Origin of the sequence: Thermomonospora cellulosilytica, from assembly GCF_014138835.1 — a bacterium.
Lineage (GTDB): Bacteria > Actinomycetota > Actinomycetes > Streptosporangiales > Streptosporangiaceae > Thermomonospora > Thermomonospora amylolytica.
The window spans coordinates 5,376,948-5,397,744 of the sequence record NZ_JACJII010000001.1; the positions used below are offsets into that span (position 1 = coordinate 5,376,948).

The following is a 20,797-nucleotide window of genomic DNA, read 5'->3' on the forward strand; positions in this document are numbered from 1 at the left end:
CGGATGCGGACAGGACGATCGAAGCGCTTCGATGCCCGGTCGCGATCAAGAAAGTGACACAGCTCTCGTTCGCCGTCAAGACCTCGCCCGGCACCGGCCCGATGGCGTGCCATAGTGAGAGGAAGGCTTGCGTCGAGAGCGCGGCGGCCTTAGATTCGGCGAATCGAAGCGCTTCGATGCCCCGGCGTGGAAGGGAGCCGATGGTCACCATCGCGGACGTCGCCCGGCATGCGGGCGTCTCGCCCAGCACGGTCTCCTACGTGCTCAGCGGCAAGCGGGCGATCTCCGCGGCGACCCGGGAACGGGTGGAGGCCAGCATCAAGGCCCTCGGCTACCACCCGCACGCCGGCGCGCGCGCCCTGGCCAGCAGCCGGGCCAACGTGGTGGCGCTGGTGCTGCCGCTGCGCACCGACATGCACGTGCCGATCCTGCTGCAGATCGCGATGGCCATCGTGACCGCCGCGCGCGGCCACGACCACGACGTGCTGCTGCTGACCAACGACGAGGGCGTGGAGGGCCTGCACCGGGTGACCCGGTCGGCCCTGGTCGACGCGGTCGTCGTGATGGACGTCGAGCTGCACGACCCGCGCGTCCCGGTGCTGCGGGAGCTGGGGCTGCCCTCGGTGCTGATCGGCTTCCCCGCCGACTCGGCCGGGCTGACCTGCGTGGACCTGGACTTCGCCGCCGCCGCCGGGATGTGCGTGGACCATCTGGCCGATCTCGGCCACACCGCCGTGGCGCTGGTCGGCCCCCCGGCCGGGGTGCTGGAGCGCGGCACCGGGTTCGCCCGCCGCACCGTCGCCGGGTTCGAGGAGGCCGCCGCCCGCCGCGGGCTGCGCGCCGTGGTGCGCAGCTGCGAGCCGTCCCACGAGGCGGTGCAGGCCACCGCCAAGGAGCTGGTCGCCGAGCACCCGGAGGTCACCGGGCTGGTCGTGCACAACGAGCCGGCCGTGCCGCCGCTGCTGCAGGCGCTGCGCGAGCTGGACGTGGCGGTGCCGCGGGACATGTCGGTGGTGGCGCTGGGGCCGAAGGAACTGGCCGCCCAGGTGACGCCCGCGCCGGCCATGGTGCCGATCCCGGCCGAGGAGATGGGCCGCCGCGCGGTCGAACTGCTGATGGACAAGCTGAACGGCCGGGACGTGCCGGACGCCACGCTGATCCCGCCGAGCCTGCTGCCCGGTCACAGCACCGCGCCGCCGCCCTCGCGCACCTGATCGGCGGCCCGCCCGCCCGCTCGTCCGCCGTCCCGCCCACCGGCCCGTTCGGCGGCCAGCACCGCCAGCGCGCAGGCCACCGAGACCGCCCCGGCCAGCGCCACCGTGCGGACGCCGAGCCAGGGCAGCAGCAGCCCGCCGAGCAGCGCACCGCCGCCGATCCCGACGTTGAACGCCGCCGACGCGGCCGCCGACGCCACGTCGGTGCTGCCGGGCGCCACCTCCAGCACCCGGGCCTGTATCGCGGTGGCCAGGCAGGGCAGCGCCAACCCCAGCAGGACGACCATCACCACCGTCATCGCCGGACGGGGCCCGAACGCGTACAGCCCCAGCAGGGCCGTGGTCAGCATCCCCGCCGCCGCGGCCAGCAGGGCGCGCGGGCCCCGGTCGACCAGCGCCGCCGAGCAGGCCAGCCCGATCACGTCGGCGACGCCGTTCGCCATGAGCAGCGGGGTGATGGCCGCCTCGGAGAACCCGGAGACCTCCGTGACGAACGCGGTGATGTAGGTCAGGAACGTGAACACCCCGCCGACCCCGAACGCGATGACCGCCAGCAGCGCCCGGAACCGGCGGGCGTCGGGGGCGGTGGCCGTGGCGGCGTGGCTGTCGCCCGGGTCGCTGGTCGGCAGCAGCACGGCGATGACCGCGAACGCGACCATCCCGACGCCGCCGAGCACCCAGAACGCGACCCGCCAACTGGTCTGCTGGCCGAGCCAGGTGCCCAGCGGCACGCCCAGCACCACCGCCAGCGACCCGCCGGCGAACACGAACGACGCCGCCCGGCCGCGCACCCGGGGCGAGAACAGCCCGGCCGCGGCCACCACCGCCACCGGCCAGAACACCGCCTGGGACAGCGCCGTCACCACCCGGGCGGCCAGCAGGACCCAGTACCCGGAGGCCGCCGCCGACACGCAGGTGGCCGCCGCGAACACCGCCAGCAGCCCCGACAGCAGGTACCGGCGCGGGATCCGCCCGGTGACCTTGGTCAGCGGCACCGACACCACCGCGACGGTCAGCCCGTAGCCGGTGACCAGCAGCCCCACCGCCGAGGTGGAGACCGCCAGGTCGCCGGCGATGAGCGGGAGCAGCCCGACCGGCAGGCTCTCGGTCGTGCCGAAGCAGAAGGCCGCCACCGCCAGGGCGACGACCGCCGCGACGGCCCTCATGGCGTGTTCGCGGCGATCACCCGCCGGTACCAGTGCGCGCTGTCCTTCCAGGTGCGCTGCTGGCTCTCGTAGTCGATGTGCACGATCCCGAAGCGCCGCGAGTAGCCGTACGCCCATTCGAAGTTGTCCATCAGCGACCACACGAAGTAGCCGCGCAGGTCGACCCCGGCCTCCAGGGCGGCCTTGGCCGCGCCGATGTGGTCGCGCAGGTAGGCGACGCGGCGCTCGTCGCGGACCCGCCCGTCGGCGTCCACCCGGTCGTCGAACGCCGCCCCGTTCTCGGTGATCATCAGCGGGGTGCCGGGGTGGTCGCGGTGCAGCCGCAGCAGCAGCTCGGTCAGCCCGGTGGCGTCGATGGGCCAGCCCATCGCGGTGTACGGGCCGGGCTGGGCCAGGAACTCGACGTCCTCGCAGCCGGGGAAGGCGGTGTGCGCGCTGGCGCCGTGCCCGTCCGCGGTCTGTTTGGGAGCGCTCCCATCCCAGCGGCGGACCAGCGTCGGCGCGTAGTAGTTCACCCCGAGCACGTCCAGCGGGACCGCGATGGTCCTCTCGTCGCCGTCCCGGACGAACCCCCAGTCGGTGATCGCGGCGGTGTCCTCGCGCAGGTCGTCGGGGTAGCGACCGGTCAGCATCGGGTCCAGGAAGATCCGGTTGGCGATGCCGTCCACCCGCCGGGCCGCGTCCACATCGGCCTCGGCCTCGGAAGCGCTCCGCACATGATGCAGGTTGAGGGTGACCGAGTAGCGGGCCTGCGGCCCGGCCACCGAGTGCAGCGCCTCAATGGCCAGGCCGTGGCCGAGGTTGAGATGGTGGGCGGCGGCGATCGCGGCGGCGGCGTCGGTGCGGCCGGGCGCGTGGACGCCCGACCCGTACCCCAGGAACGCCGAGCACCAGGGCTCGTTCAGCGTCGTCCAGGTGTGCACCCGGTCGCCGAGCACCCGGCCGATCGCCTCGGCGTACTCGGCGAACCGCAGCGCGGTGTCGCGCACCGGCCAGCCGCCGGCGTCCTCCAGGTGCTGCGGCAGGTCCCAGTGGTAGAGGGTGGCGACCGGCGCGATGCCCCGTTCCAGCAGGGCGTCCACCAGCCGCGAGTAGAAGTCGGCGCCCTTGGGGTTGAACGTCCCGCCGGGCATGATCCGCGGCCAGGCGATGGAGAACCGGTAGGCCATCAGCCCCAGCTCCGCCATGATCCGGACGTCGTCGGCCCACCGGTGGTAGTGGTCGGCGGCCACGTCGCCGGTGTCGCCGTTCAGCACCCGGCCGGGGGTATGGCTGTAGGTGTCCCAGATGGACGGCTCCCGCCCGTCCTCGCCCGCCGCGCCCTCGATCTGGTAGGCGGCGGTGGCCGCCCCCCACAGGAAGCCGGCCGGGAAGCCGGTGGGCAGGTCCTGCTCGGTCATGTCCGATCCCCCAGTTCGATCGTCACTGTCGCCTCCTGCGCCTCCACCAGCACCCCCTGCTCGTCGGCGCGCGCCGTGCCGCCCCGTACCGACCGCACGTCGCGGACCCCCGCCAGCAGGACCCGCCAGGGACCGCCGGGACTGGCCTCCACCGTGATCATGCCGTCCCGGCGCGTCGTGGAGAAGATCCGCGCCACGGTCCCGTCGGCCGCCGGGATCTCGGTGACCACCTCGGCGCCCTCCACCGGCCGGTAGACCCGCAGCGTCACCCCGCTCGCGTAGTCGTACTCGGGCCGGTCGTCCACCGCCCCGAACGGGACGACCGCGCCGGGCCGCACCAGCAGCGGGATGCTGTCGAAGCCGTGCCGCTCGGTCACCCACCGCGGCCCCTCGACGGTCCGGCCGGTCAGCAGGTGGGTCCACGTCCCCTCGGGCACGTAGTAGGAGACCTCGCCGTCCCGGGAGAACACCGGGGCCACCAGCAGGTCGTCGCCCAGCATGTACTGGCGTTCCAGATGGGTGCAGGCCGGGTCGCCGGGGAACTCCAGCACCATCGCCCGCATGATCGGCACGCCCTCGTTCTGGGCCTGCCCGGCGGCGCGCAGCAGGTACGGCATCAGCCGCATCTTCAGCCGGGTGAACGAGCGCAGCACGTCCACCGACTCCTCGTCGAACAGCCACGGCACCCGGTAGGAGCCGCTGCCGTGCAGCCGGCTGTGCGACGACAGCAGCCCGAACGCGATCCAGCGCTTGAAGATCCCGGCGTCGGGAGTGCCCTCGAACCCCCCGATGTCGTGGCTCCAGTAGCCGAACCCCGACATGCCCAGCGACAGGCCGCCGCGCAGGTTCTCCCCCATCGCCGCGAACGTCGACTCGCAGTCGCCGCTCCAGTGCACCGGGAACCGCTGGCCGCCGACCGTGGCCGACCGGGCGAACACCACCGCCTCGCCCTCGCCGCGCCGCTTGCGCAGCAGCTCGAAGACGGTCTCGTTGAACAGGTACGTGTAGTAGTTGTGCATCCGCTCCGGGTCGGAGCCGTCGTACCAGGCCACGTCCTCGGCGGGGATGCGCTCGCCGAAGTCGGACTTGAAGCAGTCCACGCCCATGTCCAGCAGCGCGTCCAGCTTGTCGGTCCACCACTGCCGCGCCTCGGGGTTGGTGAAGTCCACGATCGCGCAGCCGGGCTGCCAGTGGTCCCACTGCCACACGTCGCCGTTGGGCCGCCTGAGCAGGTAGCCGCGGGCCTTGCCCTCCTCGAACAGCTTCGAGCGCTGCCCGACGTAGGGGTTGATCCACACGCAGATCCTCAGGCCCCGTTCCTTGAGCCGGGCGAGCATGCCGCGCGGGTCGGGGAAGGTCCGCGGGTCCCACTCGAAGTCGCACCAGTGGTACTCGCGCATCCAGAACGTGTCGAAGTGGAACACGCTCAGCGGCAGGTCCCGCTCGGCCATCCCCTCGATGAAGCTCGTGACGGTGTCCTCGTCGTAGGAGGTGGTGAACGAGGTGGTCAGCCACAGCCCGTACGACCAGGCGGGGACCCGGGGGGCGCGGCCGGTGAGCGCGGTGTACTTGCGCAGGATGTCCTTGGGCGTCGGCCCGTAGATGAAGTAGTACTCCATCGACTGGCCCTCGACGCTGAACTGCACCCGCGAGACCGCCTCGGAGGCCACCTCGAACGACACGTGCCCCGGGTGGTCGACGAACACCCCGTAGCCGGCGTTGGTGAGGAAGAACGGCACGTTCTTGTAGGCCTGCTCGCTGGCGGTGCCGCCGTCGGCGTTCCAGATGTCGACGACCTGGCCGTTCTTGACCAGCGGGCCGAACCGCTCGCCGAGCCCGTACACGAAGTGGTCCACCTGCAGGTCGAGCTGCTCGCGGACGAAGTGGCGGCCCTCGTCGGTGTCGATGACCGCCATCGCCTTGAAGCCGCTGCGGGTCAGCTCCCGCCCCTCGGCGAGGAAGTCCAGCCCCCAGCTCCTGGTCCGCCGGTCGATCCGCGCCGTCAGCGCCCCCGAGGTCAGCTCGGCGAAGTCGGCGTCGCAGCGGACCACGGCGGCGGCCGCGGCCCCCTCGTCCTCGGCGATCTCGAACCGCGGTCCCCGTTCGGCCGCGCCGGCGAAGTGGGTGACCGTGACCTTGACGACGTCGGCCATCGGCGCGGCCAGCTCGACCGTCACCATCGGCCCCTTGAGCAGGTCCCCGCGGTCGCGGATGTGCTGGCCGGGGGCGTAGGCGGTCAGCCGGCCGGGGCCGGTGGCGACGTCGAGGACCTCGACGGGGTAGATCGGGTGGACGCCGGGCCGCATCAGCCAGTAGCCATCGGTGAACTTCATGAAAAGCGCGTGCCTTTCGGTACGGGGAGCCGTCTGCTCTGGGGAGGCGGGCTGCTTGATCGCTACTTGATCGCGCCCACGGTGATGCCGCGGGTCAGGGTCCGCTGGAAGATCAGGAAGAAGGCGATGGTCGGCAGCACGCCCAGCAGCGCGGAGGCGCTGGTCATGGTGGCGTCCATCAGCCGCTGGCCCTGCAGCACGCCGAGCGCGACCGACACGGTCTGGGTCTCGTTGGACACCAGGAACACCAGCGGGATCAGGAACTCGTTCCAGGTCCAGATGAAGAAGAACACCAGCAGCACCGCCAGGGTCGGCCGGCTGACCGGGACCACCACCCGAAGCAGCACCTGCAGCCGGCCCGCGCCGTCGATCCGGGCCGCCTCGAGGATCTCCCGGGGGAACCCGGACAGCACCGACGACAGCAGGTAGGTGCCGAACGCGGTCTGGATGCAGGTGAAGACGATGATCACGCTGATCCGGGTGTCGTACAGCCCGACCTGCTTGGCCAGGAAGTACAGCGGGTAGACCAGCGCCTCCTGCGGCAGCGTGTTGGCCATCAGGAACAGCACCAGGATCCACAGCCGGCCCTTGACGCGGCCGATGCCCAGCGCGTAGGCGTTCAGCACCGACAGCACCACCGCCAGCACCGCCACCGAGCCGCTGATCAGCACGCTGTTGACCAGCTTCTCGCCGTAGTCGACCCGGTTCCAGAAGTCGACCAGGCCGTCCAGGTGGATCCCCTCCGGCAGCGCCAGCGGGCCGTTGGTGGAGTACTCCTGGGGCGTCTTGACCGCGTTCAGCAGCACGATCGCGAACGGCACCAGCATCACCACGGCCAGCACCAGGTAGGCCGTCAGCACCGCGTACCGGCCCGGCCCGTACCGGCGTGCGCCGGCCTGTGCGGTCGCCATGCTCAGCCCTCCTCGCCCTTGCTCTGCCGCCGCAGGAACACCACGGTCAGCGCGATGATGATCAGGGCGAGCACGGTGGCCACGGCGGCGCCGTACCCGACCCGGGTGTTGTCGAAGAAGTTCTCGAACGAGTAGTACGACGGGACGCTGGTGGCCCCGCCGGGCCCGCCCTTGGTGAGCACGTAGATGAACGCGAACGCCTTGAGCGAGGCGATGGTGCACCACAGCAGCGACACGAAGATCTCCGGCCGGATCTGCGGGATCGTCACGTGCCAGAACCGCCGCCACCAGGAGGCCCCGTCGATCTCGGCGGCCTCGTACAGCGCCGGGTCCACCCGCTGCAGCCCGGACATGAAGATCACCAGCGGGAAGCCGATCTGCACCCAGACCATCACGCCCATCACGCTGTACAGCGCCCTGCCCGGGTCGCCCAGCCAGTCCTGCTGCAGCGACTCCAGCCCGACCCCGCCCAGCAGCGCGTTCAGCGCGCCGTCCTCGGGGGCCAGGATCCAGCTCCACACGATCCCGGCGACCGCGATCGGCAGCACCTGCGGCAGGTAGATGCAGGCCCGCAGGAACGCCGCCGTCCGCGGCCCGAACCGCTTGCCGATGTAGTCGAACAGCCCGGCGGCCAGCACCAGCCCGATGAACGTCGGGATCACCGCCATGGCCAGGGTGACCGCGATGTTGTGCCGGAACGACGCCCAGAACTCCGCGTCGCCGGCCAGTTCGGTGTAGTTGTCCAGCCCGACGAACTTCGGGTCCCCCACGCCCGGCCACTCGGTGAGGCTGATGGCGGCGTTCATCACGAACGGGACGATGATCACCGCGAGCAGCAGCAGCCCGCCGGGGACCAGGAACAGCGCGTAGGGGATCTCCCGCCGGGGGCGCGCCGCGCCGCCGGTCTTGACCGGTCCGGCGGCGGGGGCGGGCCGGTCCGGGGCGGTCCCGGGCGAGGACGTGGCCGTCACGTCCGCTGGTCGAGTCATCTCTGGCCTCTCTCACCGCGGCGGGGGCGGGCGGGGAGGTGTTCGCCCGCCCCCGGGCCGCCCGCCGATCTACTTGGGCAGGCCCTCGTCGTAGGCCTTCTGGAGGTTGCCCAGCACCTCGTCGGGGGTGGCCGAGCCGTTCATCAGCTTCTGCACCTCCGACACCCAGGTGTCGTAGAACCCGGCGACCGGCCAGTCGGGGTAGTAGGCCAGGCCGTCGCTGCCGGCCAGCTGGTTGAAGTTGTCGATCAGCTTCTTGGCCTGCGGGTTGGTGATCGCGCCGCTGTCGGCCGCGACCGGGATGCCGCCGGCGTTGCCCAGGGCGTTCTGGATCTGCTTCTTCATCGTGATGTCGATGAAGTCGTAGGCCAGCTGCTTGTTCTTGGAGCCCTGCGGGACGACCCACAGGTTGCCGCCGGAGCCGAGCGTCATCTTCGAGTCGGGCCACACGAAGGTGTCCCACTCGAACTTGGCCTCGGCGGCGACGCGGCCGAACCACCAGCTGCCGGAGAACATCATCGGGTACTTGCCCTGCATGAACGCCACCCCGGCGTCCTCGGCCTTGGCGCCGACGGAGGTCTTGGCGATGTAGCCCTTCTTGACCCAGTCGGCGAACGTGGTGGCGCCGTAGGTCCAGGCGGGGTCCTTGAAGTTCACCTTGGCGGTGTAGCGCTGGTAGGAGTCGACCCAGGCACGGTCGGCCCTGGTGAGAGCGAGCTGGTAGACGAACTGCTGCGCCATGTACTCGGCGCCGGCGTTGGTCAGCGGGGTGACGCCCTTGGCGACGAACTGGTCCATGGCGGAGACGAGTTCGGCGAAGGTGGTCGGGACCTTGACACCGTGCTTCTCGAACAGGTCCTTGTTGTAGTAGACCTGCACGTACTCGGCGTAGTTGGGGACGCCGAACCACTTGTCGCCGCCCATGGTGCCCTTGGCGTCGTACTTGGCGGTGACCTGGACGCCGGCGGGGACGAGCTTGTCCCAGCCGCGCTTGGTGACCTCGGGGGTGAGATCGGTCAGCAGACCCTGCCTGGACAGCAGCCCGGCCGTGGCGTTGCCCTTGTTGTACTCCATGAGGTCGGGGGCGTCCTTGGAGTTGAGCACCATGGGCGCGGTCTTCTGGATCTGCTCGAAGCCCTTCTCCTCGAACTTGACCTTGACGCCCGGGTGGGTGCGCTCGAACTCCTTGATGGCCTGGTTCCAGGCGACCCCCATGGCGCTGTCGGGGCCCTCGTAGTGCCACAGCCGCAGCACGTTCGGGTCGGACCCGCCGTCCGAGCCTCCACAGGCCGCCAGCGTCGTCGCGGCGGCGGCCAGTGCCGCCAGGGCGGCCGCGACCTTGCGTACCTTCACCATTCGTATCCTCCAGCGGTGGGGTGACCGCTCGCGCCCCGAGGCAAGCAGGTCGGGGGTGTCGAAGCGCTTTGTCGAAGCGCTTCGACAGTGCGATAGGGAGGACGGTAGGAGCGAGACGGGTCACATGTCAATGGTGTGTTACGCGCCGATTTCCCGAGGCGGTCCCGCAGGTGACGTCCGCGGGGCGGCCGGACGGGGCCCGCGGGGGCGGGCCAGCGTGGTGGTCCGGGTCCGCCCGCGGAGGGTGACCTCCTCGCCCGGCGCCCAGCACTCCGCCTCGGCCGGATCGGCCCCGGCGACCACCGAACCGGCGGCCAGCACCCGTTCCGGCGTCCGTTTGGCCAGGTCGGTCAGCCGGGCCGCCTCGTTCACCGGGTCGCCGATCACGGTGTACTCGAAGCGCTCCTCCGCGCCGATGTGCCCGGCCACCGCCTCCCCGGCCGACACCCCCACCGCGGCCTGCAGTTCGGGCACGTCGGCGCGCAGCCGGGCGGCCAGCTCGCGGGCCGCGCGCAGCGCGCGGGTGGGGGCGTCCGGCAGGTCCAGCGGCGCGCCGAAGATGGCCAGCGCGGCGTCGCCCTCGAACTTGTTGACGAACCCGCCGTGCCGGCCGACCACCTCGACCACCACCGCGAAGAACCGGTTGAGCAGGCCGACCACCTCGGTCGGCGGCCGGTCGGCGGCCAGCCGGGTCGACCCGATGATGTCCACGAAGATCACCGCGACCTCGCGGGTCTCCCCGCCCAGCTCGATCCCGCGCTCCAGGGCGAGCTTGGCGACGTCCTCGCCGACCTGGCGGCCGAACAGGTCGCGCAGCCGCTCGTGCTCGCGCAGCCCGGCGACCATGTGGTTGAACCCGGCCTGCAGCAGCCCGATCTCGCTGCCGTCGTAGACCGGGACCTCGGCGGCCAGGTCGCCGCGCTCCACCCGGGCCATGGCGAAGCGGACCGACTCGACCGGGTCGGCGATGGCGCGGGCGGCGACGTAGGTGACCCCGAACCCGACCGCCAGGGAGGTGCAGGCCAGCGCGAGCGTCCCGACCGCCAGGTCCTCCACGTCGGGGTCGTCGATCAGGAACGCCCCGACCGCCAGCGCGATCAGCCCGAGCAGCGGCACCGCGGTGCCCAGCGCCCAGGCCAGCATGGACCGGGCGACCACCCCGGGCAGCCCGGTGCGGCGCGGCACCTCGGCGCGCAGCGCGGTGGTGACCGCCCGGCGCAGGATCCGCTCGGTGAGCAGGTAGACGATGGTGCAGGTGGTCAGCCCGCCGAGCAGGCCGGTGATGCCGACCTTGAACGCCAGCAGCGCCGAGAACGGGGCGTTGATCACCACCCAGCCCACCGTGCCGACCGTCCACAGCGCCAGGTGCAGGGCCATCAGCCGCAGCGGCCCGTACAGCAGCACGAACCCGGCGCGCTCGTCGCGGATCCCGTCGCCCTCCACCAGCCGCCGCACCCGGCGGAAGAACCGTTCGCCCAGCAGCAGCCCGACCGGCACGGCGGCGATCACGTAGCCGGTGAAGACCACCAGGTTGACCAGCCGCAGCCGGTCCGAGCCGGCCTCCGGGGTGGGCACGACCAGCATGGTGAACAGCAGGACCACCAGGGCGCCGCCGAGGTTGGCGATCCCGGTGCAGACGGTCACCAGGACCCGGGCGCGCTGGGCGACGCGGGCCGGGGTGGTGCGGGCCGGACCGTCGATCAGCCGCAGCAGCGGGCCGAGCAGGCTCCAGCGGCGGTGCGGCGGCATGACCGGCAGCGGCCCGTCCCAGTCCATACCGGTGCAGACTAGCCCGTTCCCCCCGGCCTCAGGGACGGGGTCCCGGCACGTCGCCCGCCGACGGAGCCACGGCGGCGGCACGGCCGGATACCCGGGCCGGGTAAGGGTCTTGCTCTCTTCCGGAGAGGTTGACCGGGCGGTCGATCAGGCATCCCTAGAACAGGACGAAACAGTCCAAAAGGGATCTCCGGGAGGTGACCTATGGGCAGGTTCGCGTGGCAGGACGCGGTGGCGTTCGTGGCGGGACTCGCGGCGGCCCTGGCTCCGGAGCTGTGGGCCGACGACGCCGGCCGGCAGCCCCTGATGGTGCTGGGGGCGCTGCTGGCGCTGGCGGGGCTGTACGCGCTGCTCGGCGCGGCGGGCCCGTCGGCGTGGACGACCACCGCGTTCGCGGTGCTGGTGTTCGTCTCGCCGTGGGCGTTCGGCTTCACCGGCGAGGGCGCCGCGGCCTGGACGGCGTGGCTGGCCGGCGGCGCGGCGACCGCGGTCGGCCTGTGGACGGCGGCGCAGCCCGCCGTGGCGCGGTCGTCGGCGGGCGAACGGGCCGCCGCCTGACCCGGCTCTCACACGGCCCCCGGCGCGGGCGCGACCGGGGGCCTCCGCCATGACCGGGACATGACCGAGACCGCATCGCGCGAAGGGGGGACCGATGAGGAGACGCGGGCGCGGCAGGGGCGACGCCCGGACCAGGATCCTGGACGCCGCCGAGGAACTGTTCGCCGCCGACGGTTACGAGGCCACCGCCACCGCCCGGGTGGCGCGGCGCGCCGGGGTGCCCAAGGGCCTGGTGTTCCACTACTTCCCGCAGAAGATCGACCTGCTGGTGGCGCTGGTCGAGGAGCGCACCCACATCGAGGAGCCCGGCTCCCCGGTCCCCGAGGGCTCCCCCGGCGACCCGGCCGGCGCGCTGGCGCGGCTGGCCCGCCGTCTCCCGCTGCGCGCCTCCCCCGCGATGCGGCGGATCCTGTTCCGCGAGGCCGACACCCACCGTTCGGTCCGCGACCGGCTGCACGCCCTCAACCGGGCCGTCCTGCACCGCGCCCGTACCGCCCTGGAGATCGCCCTGCCCGGCGCCCGCGGCGACGCCGCCCGCCTGGAGGCCGCCGCCGCCACCTTCACCGCCGTCCTGCTCTACCAGGAGAACCTGGCCCATCTGACCGGCCACCACGTCGACCCCGACGCCGTCGCCGATCTGATCGCCCGTTCCCTGGGCGGCTGACCGGGGTCACCGTCGCACGGGCTCCAGCAGCCGCCGCGGCTCCGCGAGGGCCCGGCTCACCGGGTCGTCCCGCACCGGGCGGCCGGGCGCGGGCCGCATCCGCACGCTCTCGGGCGGAACGGGCCCCCCGCAGACCGGGCAGGTCCCGTCGGGGTCCAGCCGGGTGCCGCAGGAGGCGTGCTCGAAGAGACGGGTCGGCCCGGACTCGCTGAAGTGGCGCTCCCCCCACCGGGCGAGCGCGTGCAGGGCGGGCCACAGCTCCCGGCCCCGTTCGGTCAGCTCGTAGTCGTGGCCGTGCTTGACCAGCACGCCCGCCTCCACCAGCGCCTGCAGCCGGGACGCCAGGACCGCGCGGGGAATGCCGAGGTGAGCCAGGAAGTCGGAGAAGCGCCGCACCCCGTAGAACGCGTCGCGGAGGATGAGCGGGGTCCAGCGCTCCCCCACGATCTCCAGCGCGCGGGCCAGCGCGCAGTCCTGCCCCTCGTAGTCCTTGCCCAGCGCCATGTCCCGATCCTACCCAGGGCGGTTCAGTGACCGAACCGAGTCGTGCTACCGTCATGACCCACTTGGTTCGTTCATTGAACTGGAGATGCCATGGCCACCGTGCTGCCGCCGCCCGTCCGGACGGCCGGGGCCCGCCGGGCGGCGCTCGCGCTGCCGGGTGCGGCCACCCTGCTGGCGCTGATGAACTACTGCGCGCCGATGACCACCCTGTCGGCGACCGCGGCCGGGCTGGGGGCGGGCGAGGCCGCGCGGATCTGGCTGCTCGGCGGGATCAACCTGGGGCTGACCGCGACGCTGCTGGTCGCCGGGAGCCTGGCCGACGACCACGGGCGGCGGCGGGTGTTCGCCCTCGGCGCGGTCGCGCTGGCGCTGGCCAGCGCGCTGTGCGCGGCGGCGCCCAACGCCGCGGTCTTCGTCGCGGGACGGATCGCGCAGGGGGCCGCCAGCGCCGCCCTCCTGGCGGCCGGGCTGGGCATCCTGGGCCACGCCTTCCCCGGCGGCGCCGAACGGACCCGCGCCACCGGCGTCTGGGGCGCGATGCTCAGCGCGGGGATCGCGCTGGGGCCGATCGCCGCCTCGCTGCCGGTGCAGACGGTGGGGTGGCGGTCGTGGTACTGGCTGGCCGCGGTGCTGGCGGTCCCGCTGGCGCTGGGGGCGCGGCTGGTCCCGGAGTCGCGGGCCGGGCGGCGGCGCGGGCTGGACCTGCCGGGCGCGCTGACGCTGACCGCGGGGGTGACCGCGCTGATGACGGCGCTCACGCTCGGCCGCGGCGGATGGGACGGCCCGCACGTGATCGGGCTGCTGATCGTCGCGGCGGTGCTGCTGGCGGCGTTCACCGCGGTGGAACTGCGGCGGCGGGAGCCGATGGTGGACCTGCGGCTGCTGCGGCACCGGGGGTTCGCGGCGGCCTCGCTCGGGGCGCTGATGACCGGGATCGCCGTGATCGGGATGTTCAGCTACCTGTCGTCGGTGCTGGAGCGGACGCTGGGGCTGACCCCGCTGGGGGCGTCCGTGCTGTTCGTCTCCTGGTCGGGGGTGGCGTTCGCGGTGGCGTTGCAGGCGGGGCGCCTGCCGGTGCGGTTCACCGCACGCCACCGGCTCGCGGTGGGCATGCTGCTGTCCGGAGCGGGCCAGGCGATGATGCTGGGCGCCGGTCCCGGCGACACGTGGTGGCGGCTGGTGCCGGGACTCGCCGTGGCGGGGGTGGGCAGCGGCCTGGCGAACGCGTCGCTGGCCGCGCTGGCGGTCGGGAGCGTTCCCGCCGACCGGGCCGCGATGGGGTCCGGGGCCAACAACACCGCCCGGTACGCGGGGGCGGCGATCGGGGTGGCGCTGGTCGCGGCGATCGCCGCGGCGGGCGCGGGACACTCGGCGAGTCCCGAGGCGCTCGCGCACGGCGTCGATCTGGCCCTGGCCGTGACGGCGGCGCTGTCGCTGGCCACCGCGCTCGCGGTCGCGCCGGCGCGCGGGTCAGCCCGCCAGGTCCTCGATGAAGGCCGTTAGCTGGGCGAGGTTGCGGCACTCGTACATCGGCACGATCTCGCCGTAGGCGCCGGCGGCCGAGTCGCCGGTGTTCCAGTGGCGGCGCGGCTCGGGGTTGAGCCAGTAGGCGTTGCGGGCGGCGTCGACCAGGCGGCGCAGGATCGGCAGGGACAGCTCGCCGTAGTTGGACCGGGCGTCGCCGAGGATCAGCAGCGAGGTCTTCGGCGTGATCGCGTCGCGGTACTTGTCGTCGAAGACCTTGATGGCGTGACCGTAGTTGCTGCGGCCGGTGATCCACACCAGGTCGGCCTCCCGGGCCAGGGTGGTCATCGCGTCCGCCACGTCCACGCCCGGCGCGAAGAACCGGGTGATCTCGTCGGTGGTGTCGATGAACGCGAACGCCCGCACCCTGGTGAACTGCTCCCGCAGCGCGAACGTCAGCAGCAGCGTGAAGTGCGCGAACGAGGCCACCGAGTCGCTGGCGTCGCACAGGATGACCAGCTCGGGCTTGTGCGGGCGGCGGGGCCGGTGGTGGGTGGTCAGCGGCACCCCGCCGGTCGACAGCGACGCCCGCACGGTGCGCCGGAAGTCCAGCCGCCCGCGCCGGGCCAGCCGCTGCCGCCGGGCCAGCCGGGTCGCCAGCCGTCGCGCCAGCGGATAGACCTCGCGGCGCAGCGCGTCCAGGTCGGCGCGGGCGGCCCGGTTGAAGTCCAGTTGCTCCAGCGGCGGGCGGACGGCCAGCCGGGCGGCGCGCTCCACGTCGCTGTCCTCGGCGATGCGCCGCCGCACCTCGGTGGCGACCATCTCCTCGAACCGCGTGATCCGCTCCCGGAACCGCTGCCGGGCGACCCGTTCGGCCATCCCGCCGCGCTCCCGCCCCTGCAGCACGGCGTTCAGCAGCGAGGCCATCAGGGTGCTCGGGGACAGCGCCCGCAGCACCCCGGAGGAGAACCAGGACCGCTGGCCGGGCGAGCGCCCGTACCGGCCGACCGCGGCCCGGGCGAACTGGGCGAGCGCGGCGTCGTCCCCGTCCAGCAGCAGGTCCCGCAGCTCCCGCCGGTGCTCCTGGACCTCCGGATCCAGCGCCGGCGGAACGGAGGAGTCCCGTTCGACCCGCGCGCCCCTGGCCCGTTCGGCGCCCAGCGCCGCCCCGTCGCCGAGCGCGGCCGGGAACCACAGGTCGAACAGCATGTCGAAGGTGGCGCGGTGGGCCGGGCGCTTGACCAGGGTGGCCGCGTACGCGGCGCGCAGCGCCTCCCGGTCGATCAGGTCGATGACGCCGAGCGCGCGCACCGCGTCCAGCCCCTCGGCCACCGACACCGGCAGCCCGGCGTCGCGCAGCGCCGCCACGAACCCGGTGTGCCGGTCGACCAGCGAGCCCATCGCGGTTCAGCCCTCGGCCGGAAGCCCCAGCTCCCGGACGGCCCGCTGCTGGTCGGAGACGTGCTTGAGGACCACGCCGAGGGTGCGCGCGACGGCCGCCTCGTCCAGCTCGTCCAGCCCCAGCGCCAGCAGGGTGCGGGCCCAGTCGACGGTCTCGGCGATGGACGGGGCCTTCTTGATGTCCAGGGCGCGCAGCGCGCCGACCGTGCGGACCAGCTGCTCGGCCAGCCCGGCCTCGACGCCGGGGACGCGGGCCAGCACGATGTCACGTTCCCGGTCCGGCGTGGGGTAGTCCAGGTGCAGGTAGAGGCAGCGGCGCTTGAGCGCCTCCGACAGCTCGCGGGCGGCGTTGGAGGTCAGCACCACGAACGGGCGGCGGGCGGCGGCGATGGTGCCCAGCTCGGGGATGGTGACCTGGAAGTCCGACAGCACCTCCAGCAGCAGCCCCTCCACCTCGACGTCGGCCTTGTCGGTCTCGTCGATCAGCAGCACCGTGGGGTCGGTCCGCCGGATCGCCGCCAGCAGCGGCCTCTCCAGCAGGAACTCCTCGGTGAAGATGTCGTCGTGGGTGGTCTCCCAGGCCTGGTCGGAGGGGGCGGCCTGGATCCGCAGCAGCTGCTTCTTGTAGTTCCACTCGTACAGGGCGCGGGCCTCGTCCAGGCCCTCGTAGCACTGCAGCCGGACCAGCTCCGCGCCGGTGGCCGCCGACACCGCCTTGGCCAGCTCGGTCTTGCCGACCCCGGCGGGGCCCTCGACCAGCAGCGGTTTGCCGAGGGCGTCGGCCAGGTACACGGTGGTCGCGATGGCGTCGTCGGCCAGGTAGCCGACCTCGCCGAGCCGCCGTCCGACCTCCGCCGGTGAGGAGAACAAAGTCACGAAGCCGCCTTGGTGTAGGTCTGGTTGGTGCCGCCGAACACCAGCCGCTCGCCGCCGGCGTCCAGCGTGACGCCCCAGAAGGACGCCTCCTGCGGGTCGGTCCCCTCCCAGGAGAAACGGAACCGGTTCGGCCCGTCGGGGATCACCTGGCCGGCCCACAGGGTGCGGCCGTGGGCGATCCAGGTGCCCGTCCCGTCGGCCCGGAACACGAAGTAGTCCTGGGCCTGCCCGTTGCCGACCCACTTGCCGACCAGGGGCTTGACCTGGCCGGTCCGGACCTTCGGCAGCGGGGCGCCGGTGATGGGCACGTCCGCGCCGGTGACCGGGCCCGGCCCGCCGGGGCCGCCGGACGGCAGCACCCCGCTGGTCGGGCCGCCGCCGGCCGTCCGGCCGGGGGCGCCGTTCGGCCCGCCCGCCGCTCCGGTCGGACCGGAGCCGCCGCCACCGCCGCCGGAGCAGGCCGCCAGGGCCAGCGCCGTCGCCGCGATCGTCACCAGGAAGGCCGGGCGGGGCAGACCGGTCACGTGCACCTCCGGATCGTCGGGGGACTGCCGCAGTGTAACCGGGGCGTTCCGGGCACGGCCGTGAGCCCGCGTCCCCCCGCGGGAGGGGCGGCGGAGGGACGCGGGGCTCAGCGCCGGCTCGTTACTTGCCGGGCTCGGGGTCGCGGGGCAGGCCGAGCAGCCGCTCGCCGATGATGTTGAGCTGCACCTCGGTGGTGCCGCCGTAGATCGTCATCGCCCGGCTGAACAGCATGGCCCGCGCCACGATGCCGCTGCGGGTCAGCGGCACCTCGGTGGCGGCCGCCGCCCCCTGCGCGGCCCAGCAGTAGTCGGCCACGTCCTGGTTGAACTGCACGCCCAGCAGCTTGCGGACGCTGGCCTCGGCGCCGGGCTCCACCCCGTTCAGCTGCTTGAGGGTGGTGCGCAGCGCCAGCAGGTCGATGGACTGGCCCTGCGCGATCAGCCTGCCGACCTCCACGGCGGTCACCGGGTCCAGCTCGGCGCCCTCGAAGAACTGCAGCAGCTCGGGCACGCCCATGCCCAGGCCGCCGCCGGTCGACAGCGACACCCGCTCGTTGCTGAGGGTGTTGCGGGCGACCTTCCAGCCCTCGTTGACCCTGCCGACCACGCAGTCGTCCGGGACGAACACCCCGTCCAGGAAGACCTCGTTGAACAGCGCCTCGCCGGTCATCTCGCGCAGCGGGCGCACGTCCACGCCCTCGGCCTTCATGTCGACCAGGAAGTAGGTGATGCCCTCGTGCTTGGGGGCGTCCGGGTCGGTGCGGGCGATGCAGAAGCCCCACTCGGCCATGTGGGCGACCGAGGTCCAGATCTTCTGGCCGGTCAGCCTCCAGCCGCCCTCGACCTTCTCGGCCTTCATCGACAGCGAGGCCAGGTCGGAGCCGGCGCCGGGCTCGCTGAACAGCTGGCACCAGACCATCTCGCCGCGCAGCGTGGGCCGCAGGAAGCGCTCCTTCTGCTCCTCGGTGCCGTAGGCGACCAGGGACGGCACCAGCCAGGCGCCGATCACCAGGTTCGGCGGCTTGATCCCGGCGGCCCGCAGCTCCTGCTGGATGAGGATCTGCTCGACCGGCCCGGCGCCGCGGCCCCACGGCCGGGGGAAGTGCGGGACGGTCCAGCCCTCGTCGCCCATCTTGCGGTGCAGGGCCTTCTTGTCGTCCTTGAGCGCGGCCAGCTCGGCGATCTCGGCGCGGATCCGCTCGCGCAGCGGCTGGGTGTCGTCGTCCAGCTCCAGCTCGATCGGCCGGCGGTGCCCGGCCAGGCCGAGGGCGGCGACGGCGGCCGCGTGGTCCTTGGCGGAGCCCAGCAGCGCTCGCAGGCTCAGCACCCGGCGCAGGTAGATGTGGGCGTCGTGCTCCCAGGTGAAGCCGATGCCGCCGAGGATCTGGATGCAGTCGCGGGCGATCTGCACGCACGACTCGGGGGCGATGGCGCCGGCGACCGCGATGGCGAACTCGGTCTCGGGGGCCGGTTCGTCGTCGAGGGCGCGGGAGGCGTCCCACACCACGGCGCGGGCCTGCTCGAGGGCGATGAGCATCCGGGCGGCCTTGTGCTTGACGCCCTGGAACTGCCCGATCGGCCGGCCGAACTGCTCGCGGACCTTGGCGTACTCCGACGCGGTGGTCACGCACCAGGAGGCGGCGCCCACGGTCTCCGCGCCCATCAGCACGGTGGCCAGCTCGCGCACCCGGCCGGTCCGCAGGCCGGTCAGCACCCGGTCGGCGGCCACGGTCACGTCGGCGGCCTCGACCTTGGCGACCCGGCGCACCTTGTCCAGGCTCTCCACCGGGGTGACGGTCAGGTCGGCGGCGTCCACCGCGACCCACTCCCGGCCGCCGTCCACGTCCACCGGCAGCACCAGCACGTCGGCCGGCCCGCCGCCGAGCACCGGCTCGGCGGCGCCGGAGACCACCAGGGAGTCGCCCTCCCGGCGGCCGGTCAGCCCGCCCGCCAGCGCCAGCGCGCCGGTCCGGGAGCCGTCGGCCAGCCCGGGCAGCAGTTCGGCCCTGGCCTTGTCGTTGCCGCTCGCGTCGATCGCGGCGCTGGCGAGCACGGTCGGCAGGAACGGGCCGGGCGCGGCGGCGCGGCCGAGCTCCTCCAGCACCACGGCCAGTTCGGGCGTGCCGAAGCCCTGCCCGCCGTGCTCCTCGGCCAGGTGCAGGCCCAGCAGGCCCTGCTCGGCCAGTGCGGACCAGAACGCCGGCCTGGTCTCGGTGTCGGCGTCCAGCGCGGCGCGAACCACCTGGGGGGAGATGTACCGCTCGGCGAACCCGCGTACCGACTCGGCGAGCGCCTCGTGCTCTTCGGTCAGCCCGATGGCCATTCGTCACCTTCTCTGCTGGTCAGTGGCTGGACGTGCGGGTGGCCCGTTCTGTTCCGCGCACGCTCCGACGCAGATTCTAGAACAGCATTCTGTCGAAGCGACAGTCATCCTCCCGCGCGGGCTCCCAGGCTCGGCCGACGCGCACGGCCGCCGCCACTCAGGTGACGACGCAGTTCCCGCCGCGGATTACCCGGCCCGCCCGATCAGCGCCCGGTAGACGCCCGCCAGCTCGGTCACCGCGTCCTCCTCGGTGGGCAGCGCGGTGGCCCGCTGCGCCGCCGCGGCGCCGAGCCGCACCGCCAACGCCGGATCGTCGAGGATCCGCGCGACCGCGCGTTCCAGGGCGGCGGCGTCCCCGGCGGGCACCAGCAGCCCGGCCTCGGCCTCCCCGCCGTGTTCGGCCCCGAGCATCACCGGGATCCCGCCGACCCGGGTGGCCACCATCGGCCGCCCGGCGCGCAGGATCTCCTGGACGATCAGCGGCTGTCCCTCCCACACGCTGGGCACCACGGCGACGTCGGCGGCGGCCAGCACCGCGGGCACGTCCGAGCGGCGGCCCAGCAGCCGGACCGGCAGGTCCTCGGCGTCGATCCGGGCGCGCAGCGACTCCTTCAGCGGCCCGTCCCCGACGACGGCCACCAGCGGCGGCGGGGTGCGGCGCGCCCAGCCCGCGGCGGCGTCCAGCAGGGTCGGCAGCCCCTTCTGCTCGGCCAGCCGGCCCACCGTGACCAGCAGCGGCCGGTCCCCCACGCCCAGCTCCGCGCGGATCGCCTCCCGCTCGGCCAGACCCGGCGCGGGCCCGGCGGGAACGGGCGAGGGCACCAGCGCGCGCCCCACCCGCCGCGCCCCGAGAGCGCGCATCCGCTCCTCCAGGTCGGGCGACACCGCCAGGACCTGGTCGGCGCCCACCGCGACGACCCGTTCCAGAGTCCGGTACGCCGCCCCGATCGCCCCGCCGGCGATCAGCGCGTTGTGCAGCGTCACCACGACCGGGACCCTGCCGCGGCCGATCCGCAGCGGCCCCGGCGCGACCCGTGCGCACGCCGCCACCGCCAGCGCCCCGGCCCGCAGCCCGTGCGCGTGGACCACGTCCGCGCCCGCCAGCAGCCGCCGCAGCCGGGTCACCGCGCGGGCGTCCGACAGCGGCCGGGGCCGGTCGGCGATGTCCACCGCCGCGAACCGGGCCCCCGCCGCGGCGAACCCGAACAGCTCCTCGGTCCCGGCCGGACCGCACACCGCGACCCGCGCGCCGCGCTCCGCCAGCCCGGCGGCCACCGAACGGACGTGCCGTCCCACTCCCCCGGCGCTGGACCCCAGCACCAGCGCGACCTTCATCCC

The 20,797-nt window shown here is 73.6% G+C and carries 17 protein-coding genes; 4 read left to right on the forward strand and 13 right to left on the reverse strand.

Annotation, left to right across the window (positions count from 1 at the left end; translation table 11 throughout):
* Positions 1-200: 200 nt before the first annotated feature.
* Entirely contained in the window at positions 201-1,214 is a 1,014-nt protein-coding gene (locus HNR21_RS25405) for a LacI family DNA-binding transcriptional regulator (protein ID WP_182707186.1), read from the forward strand.
* Here HNR21_RS25405 and HNR21_RS25410 read toward each other — a convergent pair.
* The 7 genes from HNR21_RS25410 to HNR21_RS25440 form a co-directional block, all read right to left on the reverse strand.
* Positions 1,181-2,380, reverse strand: a complete 1,200-nt coding sequence (locus tag HNR21_RS25410; protein WP_182707187.1) for an MFS transporter — start codon at positions 2,378-2,380, stop codon at positions 1,181-1,183. The genes HNR21_RS25405 and HNR21_RS25410 overlap by 34 nt on opposite strands.
* Complete coding sequence (locus HNR21_RS25415) at positions 2,377-3,780, reverse strand: GH1 family beta-glucosidase (protein WP_182707188.1); 1,404 nt, start codon at positions 3,778-3,780, stop codon at positions 2,377-2,379. Before HNR21_RS25415 ends, HNR21_RS25410 begins: the two co-directional genes overlap by 4 nt.
* On the reverse strand, positions 3,777-6,113 hold the full coding sequence (gene yicI / locus HNR21_RS25420; protein WP_182707189.1) for an alpha-xylosidase: 2,337 nt from the start codon (positions 6,111-6,113) through the stop codon (positions 3,777-3,779). The genes HNR21_RS25415 and yicI overlap by 4 nt, the downstream gene beginning before the upstream one ends.
* Before the next feature lie 62 nt (positions 6,114-6,175).
* Positions 6,176-7,024 (reverse strand): carbohydrate ABC transporter permease, encoded by an 849-nt coding sequence (locus tag HNR21_RS25425; protein ID WP_182707190.1) that lies wholly within the window; start codon positions 7,022-7,024, stop codon positions 6,176-6,178.
* A gap of 2 nt (positions 7,025-7,026) precedes the next feature.
* Complete coding sequence (locus HNR21_RS25430; protein WP_182707191.1) at positions 7,027-8,013, reverse strand: carbohydrate ABC transporter permease; 987 nt, start codon at positions 8,011-8,013, stop codon at positions 7,027-7,029.
* Between the two features lie 69 nt (positions 8,014-8,082).
* The gene (locus HNR21_RS25435) at positions 8,083-9,369 is read right to left on the reverse strand and encodes an ABC transporter substrate-binding protein (RefSeq protein ID WP_182707192.1); all 1,287 of its coding nucleotides are present in this window, start codon (positions 9,367-9,369) and stop codon (positions 8,083-8,085) included.
* A 138-nt stretch (positions 9,370-9,507) separates the two neighbouring features.
* Positions 9,508-11,145 carry an adenylate/guanylate cyclase domain-containing protein gene (locus HNR21_RS25440; RefSeq protein ID WP_182707193.1) on the reverse strand — a complete coding sequence of 546 codons (1,638 nt, stop codon included), beginning with the start codon at positions 11,143-11,145 and terminating at the stop codon, positions 9,508-9,510.
* 204 nt (positions 11,146-11,349) lie between these two features.
* Here HNR21_RS25440 and HNR21_RS25445 point away from each other — a divergent pair, with 204 nt between their 5' ends.
* Together HNR21_RS25445 and HNR21_RS25450 are read left to right on the forward strand one after the other, a co-directional pair.
* Positions 11,350-11,703, forward strand: coding sequence for an SPW repeat protein (locus tag HNR21_RS25445; RefSeq protein ID WP_119730739.1), 354 nt, complete (start codon positions 11,350-11,352; stop codon positions 11,701-11,703).
* A 94-nt stretch (positions 11,704-11,797) separates the two neighbouring features.
* Positions 11,798-12,367 carry a TetR/AcrR family transcriptional regulator gene (locus HNR21_RS25450; protein ID WP_182707194.1) on the forward strand — a complete coding sequence of 190 codons (570 nt, stop codon included), beginning with the start codon at positions 11,798-11,800 and terminating at the stop codon, positions 12,365-12,367.
* 6 nt (positions 12,368-12,373) lie between these two features.
* On the opposite strand, the gene HNR21_RS25455 is transcribed toward HNR21_RS25450, so the two are convergent.
* Complete coding sequence (locus tag HNR21_RS25455) at positions 12,374-12,871, reverse strand: winged helix-turn-helix transcriptional regulator (protein ID WP_182707195.1); 498 nt, start codon at positions 12,869-12,871, stop codon at positions 12,374-12,376.
* A 90-nt stretch (positions 12,872-12,961) separates the two neighbouring features.
* On the opposite strand from HNR21_RS25455, the gene HNR21_RS25460 reads away from it, so the two are divergent.
* Complete coding sequence (locus HNR21_RS25460) at positions 12,962-14,374, forward strand: MFS transporter (protein WP_182707196.1); 1,413 nt, start codon at positions 12,962-12,964, stop codon at positions 14,372-14,374.
* Here the strand turns inward: HNR21_RS25460 and HNR21_RS25465 are convergent.
* The 5 genes from HNR21_RS25465 to HNR21_RS25485 form a co-directional block, all read right to left on the reverse strand.
* Positions 14,342-15,736: a vWA domain-containing protein gene (locus tag HNR21_RS25465; RefSeq protein WP_119730743.1), complete on the reverse strand. Its 1,395-nt coding sequence runs from the start codon at positions 15,734-15,736 to the stop codon at positions 14,342-14,344. The two genes, HNR21_RS25460 and HNR21_RS25465, sit on opposite strands and share 33 nt — an antisense overlap.
* A 6-nt stretch (positions 15,737-15,742) precedes the next feature.
* The gene (locus HNR21_RS25470) at positions 15,743-16,606 is read right to left on the reverse strand and encodes an AAA family ATPase (protein WP_220501030.1); all 864 of its coding nucleotides are present in this window, start codon (positions 16,604-16,606) and stop codon (positions 15,743-15,745) included.
* Positions 16,607-16,608: 2 nt separating this feature from the next.
* Positions 16,609-17,136 carry a hypothetical protein gene (locus HNR21_RS25475; protein WP_312881261.1) on the reverse strand — a complete coding sequence of 176 codons (528 nt, stop codon included), beginning with the start codon at positions 17,134-17,136 and terminating at the stop codon, positions 16,609-16,611.
* Positions 17,137-17,257: 121 nt separating this feature from the next.
* On the reverse strand, positions 17,258-19,459 hold the full coding sequence (locus tag HNR21_RS25480; protein WP_182707198.1) for an acyl-CoA dehydrogenase family protein: 2,202 nt from the start codon (positions 19,457-19,459) through the stop codon (positions 17,258-17,260).
* Positions 19,460-19,645: 186 nt separating this feature from the next.
* Positions 19,646-20,794, reverse strand: a complete 1,149-nt coding sequence (locus tag HNR21_RS25485; protein WP_182708830.1) for a glycosyltransferase family 4 protein — start codon at positions 20,792-20,794, stop codon at positions 19,646-19,648.
* Between the last annotated feature and the right edge of the window lie 3 nt (positions 20,795-20,797).